The organism is Pseudomonas sp. B7(2017) (genome assembly GCF_002112745.1).
Lineage (GTDB): Bacteria > Pseudomonadota > Gammaproteobacteria > Pseudomonadales > Pseudomonadaceae > Aquipseudomonas > Aquipseudomonas ekonensis.
In genome coordinates this window covers 257,591-271,788 of sequence record NZ_NEIP01000007.1, presented here as the reverse complement: position 1 = coordinate 271,788, position 14,198 = coordinate 257,591, and the positions used below count along the sequence as shown (strand labels likewise).

Below are 14,198 nucleotides of genomic sequence, written 5' to 3'. Positions count from 1 at the left end.
CACCTCATGGATCGAGCGTTGGCAGGCGACATCCTCACAGAGCTACCGTCATTTTTGGCGGCCGAGCACTAAGGAGCGGTAGGTTGATTGAAGTGCTCCCAGCGCATCCATTTCCTCGTTCTCCGTTGCACTTGGTCTATAGGCGGCTTCGCCACCCTTCCGCAGTTGTACGCTCCTACACAGACTTCTGTGCAGAACATTTAACCTGTACAAGGGAGAGACTGAATGACTGACGTACCCGCCGATCACAAGCTGCCCCTGTACTAACTCGGTTTAATCCAAACGCAGGCAATCCCTCCAATACTTAGGGGGGTAATCCACGTAGGCCTCAAGTACTATGGTAACGCCTTAGCCAGGCACTGCTGGGCCAGCTTCAACCTGTTTCGATCCGCCAACACATCGACCGTCGTAGATTAGCGAGAGACGTAGGTGGGGCAGGGGGTACCTTAATTCGAAATCCTGTTAATCCAGTGATGTCCGCTGCCATGGGAGCTGACTTGCGTGGGCTGCATTCTAATGACTAGGCTGAGTTTGAGTCAGGGCTGCAGTGAGGCAGTTTCTCGGGCACAGACTAGAGCCGCCTCTGCCTTGTTCACACACCTGCAAGTCGGGCTAATTTGCCACGGCAGCTCTAGCATCAGCTGAGCTGCATGGAATGCACGAAATTCCTATATAGAGATGGCTAGTCGGCCGACTAGCTGTCCCATATCGGCAAAGGTATAAAGTGAATCTTTCCATCGCCGTCCGACCTCAGGTTCGCGCCGGCACGGCGCGAATACCAGAACGCCCAATGCGCTTGGACAGTCTCATCAGTGGGCTGCCAGGAATCCGCATCCGTGTTCGTGGTTTCCTTGGCGATTACTGGGAACCAGAGCTGTGGCGGAAGTGGTAGCCGGCTATGACGGCAAGCCATGACCAGCAGCGGCCAATGTTCTAGTTGAACAGCAGAGAGGCGGGAGTAATCCCCGTCTGCAGCGCATTCTCTCTCCAGGATTTTTCTGGCTGCCTCGCCATCACCCGTGATGGGTACGTCACACAGCGCTAGCCCATGCGACGGTCTGCTGAGATACAACAGAGCCTCGGTATCTGCCCCAGGCATCCAGACCTGCTGATTGCAATGTTTCATCTCGCTTCGTACGAATTGAGCAAATCGCTCGCTATATTCCGATTCGCCATCCAGAGTGGCCCAGAGCACCATGATCGGTATGAGAACGCTACCCTTCGTTTGCTGCGCCCGGTAGGCTTCAGTCCTAGCTTGGGGGTGCCGTATTAGATCCTGGTAGCTGCCGTGGATGGTGGGGTACTGATAGTGCCTAGTGAAATTGAAGTGGTAGTAGCTCAGGAGCTCATCGCTGTAATCCCGTGCATAGCTTCGCCACTCCCGCATTATTGACAGGAACATGAAGGCGCAAGTGATTTCGATCACCTGCTCGTCGGCTATCGGGGAGAGCAGTGCGCGGTTGTTCTTGATGAGCTCGGCAATGTGGGAGGCGAGCTTCGACGCTTCCTCTGGTACCTCGGAGGCATCAAGAACTCGCAGCCCATTACCGTCCAGGTGGGGCCATAGAACCCACAGCCCCCTCACCGCGATACGCCCCAAGGTCTCAAACAGTTTGAGGTTGATGTCCACAGAACAGTGAGAGTTCACGGAGCTGCCTAGCGCATCTCGCTTTGCTGTGAGCGGCAAGATCTTCTCACCCATTAGCTCCGTCCAGATTTTGGTGTGCAAATCCAGCAGCTCGCCGAAAGTCAGACCGATACGCGTGTGTCCGGTCGATGCAGCTTCTATATCACTCTTGACCAATTCCCATGCGCGGAGAATGACCAGCTCGCTGGCTCTGTAGGGGGCTTCAAGATTTTTCTGCGTACGTGCCCAGACGAACAGCACCGAGAGACAGATGTACATTTGTCGCAGCGTGGCGAGCCGTTGCAGGGCTTCTTGGTTGTCGGCCTCCACGAGCCCTTCAATCAGTGCGGTGAAATGCTGTACCGAGACGTCAGGCTCGTCGAGCATCGCAATGGATTTTTGGAACCGCGACTGGAGGCTCTTGCTCACATGCTGGTGTTGTAATACGCCATCAGCAAGCAAGCCGGCCATGTAATCGCCGTTCCACTCCTCGAATGAGATCTTGTCAGTAGTTTCTCTTTCGATGATGCCTGTTAGATTGTCCCTCACAGCCTCTTTCACACTGCCCCCGAAGCACAGGCAGATCACGATCTTCAGTGATTCGTACTGGGGCGCGATTCGCTTGGTAACGTAACCATCAAGGATCTCGTTGATTGAGGTTCGTACCCCTTGAGGCACTGCATCCCATTCTGCCCGCGTCAGGTCGCCCTGTTTTATTGTAAAAAGGTAGAGCTTTTGCTCGCCATCCACCATAGGGCCCACGGCGGCGACATCCACGCCGAACTGGCGTGGCCCCGTCGAAGGACGCGAGATCACGTTGAAGCCAAGCTCGCTCAATAGATCGGGCAAAACGACATCCAGCTCATTGCGTTCGCGAAGCGAGGCGAGGTACTCACGGAAGACGAGTTTCATAGCATGCGCTTCTCGTGCAAGAAATTGAGTATTTGAAGCTCTAGCGTGGAGGGCTCTAGAACCGAATGCCGGGGTAACTGGAAGGTGTGTTGAATTGTTGCCAGGGATTGCTCCATGCGTCGCATCGGCCCCATTTCACCTTCGGCAATGTCCTGTGGAGGCGGGAACTCCGGTATCCAGCTGGCCATGCCAGTGCCGTAAAGCAGGATTTTTTCGCTGGCCAGATTCGCTAAGATCGAAGACTTGCGAGCCTCCACCATCTGATTTTGCATTTCCTCATTTCTTCGATAATGCTCCAGTTGACGCTCACGTTCAGAAGGCTGCAATTCGCGGATGTACTCCTCCCCAAGGCCTTCCAAATACGCCTTCAGTTCTTCCAATACTTGCTGGACTGCCTCCGACGCTGGGTCAGAGGACTCTGCCGCGATTGCATCAAGGTAATCTGCTCGCAACCCGGAGTAGTTAATCAGCACTGGATCGAACAGCAGGCCCCTCAGTGCAATTAATGTCGCATGCGTGGCGTTCCGCATCAGGCTGACGATGAGGGAGGCAACGAAGACTTGCTTTGAGAAGAAGACGCCAAGCGCTCTGCTCGCGATGAACTGGTAATCGCTTTCAGGTATGTCCGGTGCCTGGCTGAAATCAAACTTGAAGACTCGCCCCTCACTGGCTGTAAACAGGCTGCGTCTTAGAGCTAGAGACAGGTCTAGTGACTCAGTCCGAAGCCAGTCTACGACCCACTTATCCAAAATCACAGCGTCTCCGCTCTCGAGTTGATGCCGGACGGAAGTGAAGCGAGAAAACGGTACGCCTGAGTCGCCCAGGATCAGTTTCTCGACCACGTCCTTAGCCTCCGACACCTGCCCTCTCCTGATGAGCCCAGCCAGTACGTTGTCCAGCAAATGGACGACTTCGTCCTCTGGATGACCTGATGCCACAAGGGCAAGGAGATCTCGCCGGACTTGAGTTCCGTAGGGATTGGAGTCGCGCATCAACTCTAGTGCGATCGCTTTTTTTGCCGTTAACGTGATGGGGGTAGTGGCCCTCTCGACCAGCCTGTACGTTGGCTGCTCCAGTTCTGGAGGAGCATCTTTCTGCCATGCTAGTGCCAGCGTGAGGAGCGCGTCGCGCACGGAAGTCTCAGTCTCCCGATCGATCACGGCAAGGATGGTTTCAATCAGGCCGAAATCCGTGCCCCGCACCTCGACAGACAAATTACCGAGGGCTCTGGCTGCTTGGGCGCGCTGGTGAGCGTTACCATTTTCGAGAAACTCAACAGCCTTGGCCTGGTAAAAAGCTGCATCTACCGAGAGCCCGGTACTGATACAGGCCTGTACGCAAGGGAATCTTTGAGCGAGGGGGACGCCCGATTCGATCAGCCCTAGTAGCTCAAGGGGATGTTTAGGTGAAGCACGGCACCACTTCACTAACTCCGTGTACGGCGAATGCATGCACATGGGGTCGTCGAGTGGAATGGCCCCAGCCATCAGTTCGAGCAGATCGTTACCGCTGGTTGCAATAGAGCCTAAAGCAGGCAGGAGAATCGTCATACCCAGATTCAAGTCGCTTCTCTCGAACCTGGTCTGTTCAGGCAAGGGGAGCAGGGTACGCAGATCGACATCATTGGATTGATGAGCATCGATCAAGGCTTGGGAAAACGGCTCGCTGTCGTGCTGCCAGCTGTCCACAAAAATCAGATCGAGCAGTTTGCCCTCTGCAGCAGCTACAACGATTTCATCTCGTGATGGGTTGGTCATCTCAGCTCCTTCTAAGCAGTCCATTGCTCAGGCGTTGCCGAGCTTTCATATTCAGGATGTTACGGCCTCTGCTGCACGGAGGCGAGTGGCTTGCGCCTGCTTTATCACTTGTAGGCTGTCCGGTGGTTTCCTTGCTGCATCCGCTATCCAGCGCGAGTCCACGCCTAGGATCAACAAGGCACCACCGATAATTTCAAAGCCCATGACAGGCCCCGCGAGCAACCCAGAAAAGCCTACGGGTTGGAAGAACGCGGCAGTGCCTGCTGGGGTAAAGACAAAGAGTTTGGTTAGGCCGTACAACACGGGCTCCGCTTTCGCACACCAGCTGTCTCAAGCTGGTCACTTTGTGAAAGTGACCGGCCTTGAGCAGGTTGAACAGGGCAAGCTGCAGGAGACAGTCTCGGCAACGAACTTCTTACAGTGGCGAAGCAGTGCTTCCCTGTCATTGTGGTTGAGGTTAAACGAGACGTGCATGCGTAGGCTCCTGCATATTGAATTAAAGGCATGGTTTATCCGAAAATTGCCGCTGCATATACCGCTTCCGGAAGAGCACATCATGCATGATGACCTAGAGACCGAAGTCTGGCGCGGTGCTGCCGATCTCCACGGCCCGTCGCTTGAGCTGGTTTGGCGTTAGGTGCTCAGCAGCTACCAGCGCAAGTCGGGATTCGACCCACAAACCCGGCTCTATGAGAAGGAAATAGGCGCCGCTGCGTTCGGAGCTCTAAGAACAGTCATCTTTTGCGAAGCCTGTGATCCGTCCTAGACGCGATACCTCATGATCCGGGAGCGCCTGCGGTTCTACCTTCGAAATGAGCTTCTCCGCCGCCTGATGGAAAAGGGCCGTGTCAGACCCTCGCAGCAAGATACGTTGATAGCAGTCGATCTGGGGATCTGACGGCATTGCACCTCAGCAGCTTCAATTGCATCCTTTACCACGAAGGGTGACAAGTAGACATGCAGCGCAGTAGCCAGCCCGAATATAAAAGGACAGTAATTTGGACACTCAAGAACTTTCGCTGAGCGGTTGGCAAAGAGATTTCGTTACTAAATTTGCGGCCTCTACTACTCCTTGGAACACCCTTGTTGCTGGGTTTGGTCAAGGTAAGACTACCGCATCAATCCACGCAGCCTCCGCAAAATTGAAAAGTGGTCAGGCTAAGAAGGTTGCGTTCATTTCAGACCATCAGTCTCTTACGAGTCAATGGGTCGACAGGCTGGCTTCCGGGCCGATCGTCGTTGATCGACCTTCGCGAGCTTTGTTCACCGAGTCTAGTAATGGTGCTGCGCTTACGTTCCAACAGTTGGAGCAGCACGCCATCCATGATTCATTGATGGGCTATGCATCAACAGGAGAGCTGCTGTTAATTGTTGACGAAGCAGACCGTTATCAAGTCCAGGCCGTGCGTGTAGCCGACATGATCTTGGATTTGAACGCCAGCAACCAGGTACTACTTATCTCGCGAATGCCCCTCGCCAAGCACGCCAACCACTGGAAATACCAAATTGACGGGAAATTCCACGTTGATAGCGAGTGCATATTCGAGCCTGAAACTCTAATTCTTCCGAGCACACAGATTCTCCTTGCCGAGCATTCACCCAGCCTCACCATCCTGTCTAGACTGCAAAGAAAAATCCAAACTCTTGATCAACTTGGTTGGCGTGATTTTGAGATCTTGATATCTGAGCTCCTGGCATTCGATGGTTATGAAATTGAGCTGATGCGCGGCACCAAGGATGGGGGTGTCGATGTTGTTGCTGTTAAGGATCTGGGAGAGACAGGAATGTTTAAAGCTTTATGGCAGGCCAAGAAAAACCGCGCATCCAGAAAGGTTGGAATTTCAACTATCAAGGAACTGGCCGATGTTCGGAATGAGCATAAAGCGAGCAAAGCAATTCTTGTCACCACAAGCTTTCTTACACACGATGCCTTGAAGCGTGTAGAGCGCGACCGTTACTGGCTAGGCAAAGTTGATAGGAATGACCTGGATGCTTGGATCGATAGAACACTCCATGGGTAGTCCTTCAAAGAGGAACATTGGAGCATGGCAAGGGCAAGGGCTGGACGCTCAGCCCTTCGTTTTTTTCGGTGTAGTGGTCTACTAACCCTGGACACTTTTTAGGCAAGATGATCGCCATGCAGAGGTGTTCGAGGAGCAGACAACGACGTACTTTCACCCCTGCCTTCAAGCGTGAGGCTGCCAGCCTGGTGCTGGACCAGGGCTACAGCTGCCCCGAGGCCGCTACATACCTACCGCTGCGGGAAACCAAACCTTCGTTAGGGCTTGGCTCGCGCTCAGCTTGCACTTAGATCGGCGTCCGAAAAGGTATCTGCATTATTGAATGCGCTGTTTCCAGTTCCCTGCTTGCGCAGTGACCCCATTTTCAGTCGGCACGAGCGTCCAGATCTTGGCCTCAATCCCGTCGTTTTGCAGCTTGCGCAGGAAGTAGCGCGCCTGCAGAGCGTCATGGGTAGCGATCACGACCTGGAAACCATGATCAACGATGTAGTCACGCAGCAAATCGAAAACCGCAGAGGCATGCACCAGGTCGTGGTGCTGAGTCGGATCATCCAACAATAGTGCTTTCCAAGGAGACCACTGATGACTCATGGCCATTGACAGCAGGAAGGTCAATTGAAGATCCGTCAACTGTGCCTCACTCGCGATATCAGGTACCGGTACCGCTTTATTGCCAAGCGGCACAGAAACGCCGGCACGATCCTTGTTATAAGAGCTGAAGAACTTCAGGCTTGCCTCGTGGAACCTAGACTCCCGCACGACTCGTTTCAGCAGCGCCTGCCAGCGGGGTACCACCTTGCCGACATGCTTCTGAACGTTCTCAATTTCTTTCTTGAGCGAGCCGTCCAGCAAATCCATCGCGTCCGAGATCAAGGTCAATCGCAAGAAGCTGGATCGTGCTGCGTTGATGCTGTCATTGAGGAAAGCTCCGAAGGCCTCTTCTGAACGGTCAAGACGCTGAGCATCAATCAGCCGCTGGGCCAGTTGTGATTCATTCAACTTGGCCCAAGCAGAGATTTCCACTCCAATGCCTTCGAGTGCTGAAACATAGCCCTCGAGGAGGGTCAACGTGGCGCGCAGCGTCGCTTCACGGGCCTGCGCAGCTTCCGCAAGTGGGTCGCCGGTCAACTCCAGCTCTTGCCAGCTTGCTCGGAATTGCAGAAGGAGCGTTTGAACCCTTCTGATTTCTTCCTCAATCCCCTGGACAGCGGTTGATGACTCAAGCAACTGATGCTGTTGGGTGTCCAGGGCGGATTGCACAGTCCCGACCTTACCGTTCAGGTCGCTGACCTGCTGTTCCAACTGAGCTTTTGCTATTGTGAGTTGCTCGAGCGTTCGAGCCAGCGGTTCCCCAGAGGTAAGCGCGGCCAGTGCGGCGACTGCTTGATCCAATCGTGTAGCCGCTTCGCTCTGTTGAGCTCGGGCCAAGTCAAGCATGTGCTGTGCCGAAATGAAAGCTCGCTCGGTTTGTTCAAAGGCTTCAGGAGTGGGGAGGGCGTCCAATGCCGCTCGCTGATCAGCCAAACGCTTTTGGGCAGGAGCAATGCTATCGAGTTGCAGCCTGAGCGCCTCCCTTGCCAACGGGAGCGAGTCACTAGCCAAAATCGGATCGGTACGAAACTGCGTAACTTGCTGTCCCAGATCCTGGCGGCTGGACTCCAAAGCACCCAACTCCCGTCTGGTGAGGTCTAGTGCTTGCTGCGCTTTCTCAACCGCGACCTCACTGGCCGCCAACGCTTCCACCGCAGATCGCAATTGCTGCTCAGCTGCGGTCAAACTCGGGTTGATCGCTTCAAGGGCTTGAGCCACCCGGGACTGAAGCTTGGCTGCACCATGCGGCTCCAGGCAAAGTGGGCATTGATCTTGGTCAGCGGAAAGATGTTGCGCTATGGATGCAACGGCCTGACGGATTGCGTCGGCGGAAGAACTGAGCATCTCATAATGTGCCCGGGCAGTGACCTCCGCAGCTTTACATGTCTCATACGAAGAACGTTCGGCCTCCCGATCTATGCTCTGTTTATCGATGAGCAGTTCGAGAACAGTGATTTGCTGGGTAATCTCGCTGATCCGCTGCTCAGTGGCCTGCCAGTCGGCAAGCATTAGTCGACCCGCGTCCAGGCGCTGCGCGGTCTGGTTGATTCCCTGAAGCTGGATGTCAATTTGAGCATGCTGGTTACGAACACGTTGGTTGTGCTCATGCTGCTCGCGAAGTACATGAGAATTTTTTTCAGCCTCACGCAGGGCAGCAATTGCTGACGTCAACGCGTCATTACGGTGATCAATCTCCTGTTTGGCTGTGGTTTCTCCAACCAGGCGCTCAAGTTGCTGCCCGATACTGGTAAGTTCTTGCTGTGCAGAGTGGATACTAGCCTGATGCTCCTGCAATGCGGCACTGCCTTGAGCCCTTGAAGTTGTGTGGCGGTCAAACGTCTCACTCGCCGCCGTGAGGTCTGCATTGAGCTTTTCAAGCTGCTTCCGCGCCGCAACGAAGCTTTCAACAAGATCATTTACCAAGGCGAGGTTTGAGATATGCTGCCGAGCCCGCTCGACCTTTCCTTGCAAAATCTCGGACAGTGCGGAGTGTGCAAGCGTCAGCCCATCCTGGCTTACAGGTCCGGTCAACAAGCCAGGTGGAATCTGGCTCAGGCTTTGCGTCTGGTTTGCAGCGTCAGAGAGAACGTCAGCAATTCGATCGCGCGGGCGTAATGCACCTACTGCACCGGCAGCAGCGATGTCACGCTCTTGAAGTAGGCGAATCCACTCGTTCAAATCAGTCTCATGCCCGATCAACACTTCTTCCGCACGGGATTTTTGCTCGGTCAGCGACCGTCGCACAGCAGCAAGGGTGGCGCGAGCTTTAGAACCGTCGCTACCAATCGGCAGCTTAGCCAACTGGGATCCGGCTTCCTTTTCTTCCGCATTGACGATCCACCCGTTCTCCCTTTGATCCAAAAGGTGGGTTAGGCGCAGTAAGAAAGGGATGTCACTTGCGGACACATTAGGAAAGACGCTGCTTAAGTCCCCGTCCTGGCTGACCTTGCCCGCCGCAGTCACGCGTGATGTCGCGGTCAGCTCAGAAAAATTTAGACTGACTGACGCTGCGGACTGATCATCACGAATGATGTGGGCAATGTCGTCACGGAGCCGTGCGATCTTCCCGGTCAGACCAAACTCGATCGCCTCAAATACCGTTGTTTTGCCCGTACCATTGGGTGCGAGCAAAATAGTCGCCCCGGGACTCAGCTCAATGGTGACGTCAGACCCGAATTTGCGCAGGTTCGACAGGGTGATGGAATTCAACTTGCTCACGGCTGAACCTCGATTTCACTCAGCGAATCGGTGAGTACACGCACGACATCCGCTCCGTTTTTGTTGGTTAGAAGCTGCGCTCTCCACTCAGCGATATGGGGCGCCGACCAAGGGCGCGCAGCTGACAGCGTGTTCAGCGCCGATACCAACGGGTCGCTCAGCGTCTCGACATCGCCTGCAGGATCCAAGGCCGCCAGGAATGTCCGGTTAAGAAAATCACCAGTTGCTTCAGATTCGCGCACAACAACCTTGCGACAAAACCTGTCATCAGTCTCAATCCGCGCAGCGTCATCTTTCGCGATATCGCTGATCACCAGAAACATATAGAGGTCGGCAGTCTCAGGCTCCGGTAGCACATCCCGGACATCGGCAGCCCATTGGTTGGCAGCTTGCAGGGCCGTTAATGGAATCTCGATGAGCAAAACCGTCCGCCAACCCGCCCGTTCGATGTGGGAGCGCTTTAGGCGAAGAACATGCGAGTCGTACTCGACCTCAGGCAGCATAAGCTCCGTTACGTCCCTGGGACACACGTCATACCGACCCTCTACACGCTGAGTGATTGCGTTAGCCAATTCCTGCACTGTCAGCATGATTAGTGTCCTTCCCCATAAGCTTGGATTGCTGCTTCGCGCGCGTCGCGCCAAGCATCCCAATGACGTTTAAATTGCCCCTGTAGCTGGACGAGTGTCCCGGTACGCAGGTACTTGAGCACCCCAAATCGAGTCACCAGCAACCTGGGCTTTCGCTCAGCCGCCATACTATTGCTGGTTTCAAAATCATCAGCCATGCCGGACTCGAGCAGGCTCGTGGGAGACTCTTCGACGCCTGCAAGAATAACCACCGGCGCCGGTGACGGCCCCAAAACGGCCATCAGGTCATCGGCAAGAGGCCTGGGGCCGGCGTGATCGCCTGAAGCGCCTGACCAATTTTTCAACGCGATGCTGAGAACTTCCCCAAGATCTGGAATCTCGCGCCAATTGCAATCGTCATTACCGATCGCGACGCACACCAGAAGCAGCATCAAAATGGCAGTTTCCATCAGATCTGCAGTACGAGGCCCGACGCGCAGTGCGTGCTTCACGTCCAAACCTTCTGTTTTGGGATACATCAGTTGCTCAAGTAGCGAATCACGCGCAGCGGCGTCAGCTGTAAGCTCCGCGGCCCAAGAGCGCCACTTCGATTCCAATGCTGTCAGCAATGGTGTGTCGGATACCGAGTTCAACCTGTTCGTGATACGGGCTTGTAGCTGCTCCCACACAAGATCGTTCATTGCCCTGTGAAGTGCTGAAGATTCATCTCGCGTCGCCAGGATCGTCGAGAGCTCGCGACCCGACGCACAGGACAGCGCCTCAGAGTTGTCTATCCAAGGAAGCTCATCAAGGTCATTTTCGCTGATGCCAAGCGTTCTACCCAACTCATTTCCAGCGCCTTGGCGCCAAAGCGGCTCACCCAAAAGCAGACAATGACTCCCGCTTTTCAAGTGCAGGGCTAACCGAAGGATGGCCGAGGGGAGGGCCACGGTATTTGGAGTAGGCGGGCAATAGGTAGCGTGCAACCGCAGCCTTCTGTTGTTACCGCCCGCTGCCCAGTGGTGAGAAACAACTTCCGTGGCAGCATGGGCCGCTGGCAAGCTCGTCATACCATTTAAGTTGTGGGTACCGGCGACCATCCAACTCGACCCAGCCAGCGGCCTCATGAGGTACTGCGTCCAGGTCTCAGCATCTGGCCGGCGTGCGTCTTTGAGATGGTTGGCTATCGCATGACAGCTGATGGCGTTAACATCAGTTGTGCTCGTAGAAATGTACCCCACGAGCTTCTCAAGAGTTGCCCGCGGATCATTGAAGTGCCGCCCTAACGACTCGCACGCACGCGCCTCAAGGCTCTCTTCACTCCCTACAGCGTGGATCGTGAGTGTCCGCATCGTTTGTCGAACATGATCCCAGTCGGTAAAACCGCACCAGGTCGTCAACCATTTGTAGACGTTCTGCGTTGGGATATCGGGTCGGCTGGAGAGAGCCGCCAGGTCAAGGCCGTCCTGCTTGCACAGTCGACAAAACTCATGCAGGTGGTTGGCGGTGATGAAGTCACTGGATTTACCCTTGATGACGACTTCAAGGCCGAGCAAGATGAGTGAAAAAGCTCGGGCTGGCGGCTGCTTGGACTGCGGAGTGAGACTCCAGGCAGACAAGCTCTTCATGGCCTTATCAAGCTCAGAATCGATGGCGCTATCGGAAGGGACAACTGGCGTTGCACTCGCTGCCGCCTTGCCGCCGGCTTTGGGTTTATAGGACTTGATGTAGGCGGCTTTATCTATGTGCTTATCGCTGAAGGGGGTCGTCTGCCGCTTGATCTGGAAGTGCTCGTAATGCTCATCCGCGTGGTAAATGACCACGTCATCCCATTCGCCGATACCGCCCTGTTCGGCGCCGATCAGCAAGGGGGCAGTGCGTCCATCCAGGTATTTTTCCACCATGTCCGACAAACGTTGAGCAATTACCAGCTTCTCGTAGCGGCCTTTTTGCTCAAGCCGGAATCTTCTTATCATTCTGAATCCCTTCAAGCATTTCGGTACCAAAGGCACCAATGGCAGGTGGCCACATAGTAGCGACACGGCTAGGCCGAAGGAACAGGCTTTTACACGAATTGGTGGCGCTGGACAGGGGGAACCAGATCTCGGCTCACGAAAGCTCTGAAAGCTCCTTACGAACGCGACAAAGAATCTGATCAATGCTCTGATCAGAGCGATGGAGAGCATACGTATGAAGTAGCAAGGAAACTGGATGAACATCCAGTGCTTTCGCGATCTCGTCAAGCTTGTCCAGCGTTGGACTTTTCAGTCCTCTCTCCAAGGTGCTCAGGTAGGTTCTACTGCTCACCTCGGAGAAATCCTCCTGCGTCAGGCCACGGCTGGTACGGATTTGTTTCAAAGCCTGGCCAAAGGCCTTCCTCAGCTCCATTTTGCTCATCTCGCAAAATGAGTGATAAAGCCCTCTCGCGCCCTTTAGGACTACAATCTATAGTGTTCATTTTGGGCGGCGATGGCCATGTTCAGAACACATAAGCAGGCAGAGATAAGCGGATTTGACGTCGCTACGCTCTCTGGGGAGGGGGTCCAGGTATGGCGCTACATTGAGCAGGCTCTTCATTGTCCGTGGCTATATGTATGCCTTGAGCCAGATAATGAACTGCCATTGCGTAGAATGCTACTAATTGCGGATATCCATCTGTTTGAGGAATTTCTCAGGCAAGATGCCGGTGTCCGCACGGTTATTTACAGCGTCCAGCTAGTAAGTCCGGGTTGGTTAAATCTAAGTGCAAACTGGAAAATGGAAGAACTAATTAGCCTGAGCGAGGCGCAGGATCATCACGATAAGCATCTAGCGTACGTATATGGAACGGCTAATGGTCATAAGTACTGCGAGGGTCAAATCCAAAAGAAAAAGCGCATAAAATATAGGGAAATATACAAAAAGGCCTAATTCAAACACTGGGGGGGGGGGGGGAGTATGGGGGTAGGGTGCAAAACAGATGGGGAGTTTCTCTCCCTTTTCAGAAGGTTTTATAGAAGCCCTCCAAGCAACGCTTCTGTTGAGCTTTTAAAAAAACTCGCACTGGAGCTTTGGTATGGGGACCTTGACACTGAAAAACTAGTTAATAGCGAATTGTCGAACGACACTATAAGTCTTTTACAAGCGAGGAGGGCCATATACCTCGTTGATAGAATGATCAGTTTCCCGTGTTTGAGTCGCAGTAAGGCGAAAGCACTAAGGAACGTAGTTAAGATGCGGGAGGCTCAACTAAAAATTCGTGGACCCTCAAAAAGAGCTGAGCGGCTATTTAGAGAACATAAGCTAGATAAAAAAGCTTTTGGGTGGGGGCTTCAAGGAGATATAACTAGACAGATGAAAAGCCTGCTCAAATATCAGACTCGGCATTTTGCAGCAACTACAGGCAAGAAAAATGGTTACTCAGAATAGTGCGGGCAAATACACAAAATTTCTTGCAGCGTCCCTCAGTAATTCGAGGTTTTTAGGTGGCGTGATCGAATTTCTTGCGCAGCGGAATGAGAACCTCCTCTAAATCCAACCCTTTCGCCATACAGATATTTGAAATAAAATATAGGGCCTCAAAGAGTTTGTCGCGCTGTTTTACCAATTCAGAATTTTCAGCCTGCAGGTGCTTTATCCGCTCTTCGAATGTTCTACGACGGCGTTCGCGATCAGGATCCTTTCCGCTCTCCTTAAGCTGTGCAATTCTAGCTCGGTCTATGCGCTCACCTCGCTCACCTACCAAGATCCCACGACTCGTTAAACCAAGGCGCTTTTGTACCTCCGAGCGTGATATCGGCGCGAATTCAAGTCCCAAACTGATCATCTCGGCGAGGAGGGTATCAATAGCCTCATCTAGAAGAGCTCCTCTCAACAGTTTATTCTTTACCATATCCTTCTACTCCTCTGAAACTGAGCTTCGCCGATGGGTATCCCTGGAAGCGGTAATAGGGCGACCTGAAGGAAAAACTTGTCGTACACCCTTCCCAACATTAGTTGCAAGTGCTTTCTGCAAATTTTTGAG

The 14,198-nt window shown here is 53.8% G+C and carries 8 protein-coding genes and 1 pseudogene; 1 reads left to right on the top strand and 8 read right to left on the bottom strand.

Translation table 11 applies throughout. The features are described 5' to 3' along the window. Window positions 1-694 precede the first annotated feature (694 nt). From CAG29_RS16045 to CAG29_RS28785, 3 genes and pseudogenes are all read right to left on the bottom strand, one after another. Window positions 695-2,539, bottom strand: a complete 1,845-nt coding sequence (locus CAG29_RS16045) for a chemotaxis protein (RefSeq protein ID WP_085694791.1) — start codon at window positions 2,537-2,539, stop codon at window positions 695-697. Then, entirely contained in the window at window positions 2,536-4,296 is a 1,761-nt protein-coding gene (locus CAG29_RS16040; protein ID WP_085694789.1) for a hypothetical protein, read from the bottom strand. The genes CAG29_RS16045 and CAG29_RS16040 overlap by 4 nt, the downstream gene beginning before the upstream one ends. Before the next feature lie 132 nt (window positions 4,297-4,428). Then, window positions 4,429-4,599 (bottom strand): annotated as a pseudogene (locus CAG29_RS28785) (DoxX family membrane protein); the annotation flags it as partial. 695 nt (window positions 4,600-5,294) lie between these two features. Here CAG29_RS28785 and CAG29_RS16030 point away from each other — a divergent pair. After that, on the top strand, window positions 5,295-6,317 hold the full coding sequence (locus CAG29_RS16030; protein WP_139831497.1) for a restriction endonuclease: 1,023 nt from the start codon (window positions 5,295-5,297) through the stop codon (window positions 6,315-6,317). A 315-nt stretch (window positions 6,318-6,632) separates the two neighbouring features. Here the strand turns inward: CAG29_RS16030 and CAG29_RS16025 are convergent, their stop codons facing one another. From CAG29_RS16025 to CAG29_RS16000, 5 genes are all read right to left on the bottom strand, one after another. Next, on the bottom strand, window positions 6,633-9,626 hold the full coding sequence (locus tag CAG29_RS16025; protein WP_085694785.1) for an AAA family ATPase: 2,994 nt from the start codon (window positions 9,624-9,626) through the stop codon (window positions 6,633-6,635). After that, window positions 9,623-10,216, bottom strand: coding sequence for an ABC-three component system middle component 1 (locus CAG29_RS16020; protein WP_085694783.1), 594 nt, complete (start codon window positions 10,214-10,216; stop codon window positions 9,623-9,625). Before CAG29_RS16020 ends, CAG29_RS16025 begins: the two co-directional genes overlap by 4 nt. A gap of 2 nt (window positions 10,217-10,218) precedes the next feature. Next, a complete protein-coding gene (locus CAG29_RS16015; RefSeq protein WP_085694782.1) occupies window positions 10,219-12,171 on the bottom strand; it encodes an ABC-three component system protein in 1,953 nt (650 codons plus the stop codon). A gap of 133 nt (window positions 12,172-12,304) precedes the next feature. After that, entirely contained in the window at window positions 12,305-12,583 is a 279-nt protein-coding gene (locus tag CAG29_RS16010; protein WP_085694781.1) for a helix-turn-helix domain-containing protein, read from the bottom strand. Window positions 12,584-13,655: 1,072 nt separating this feature from the next. Then, a complete protein-coding gene (locus CAG29_RS16000; RefSeq protein ID WP_085694778.1) occupies window positions 13,656-14,066 on the bottom strand; it encodes a hypothetical protein in 411 nt (136 codons plus the stop codon). Window positions 14,067-14,198: the final 132 nt, after the last annotated feature.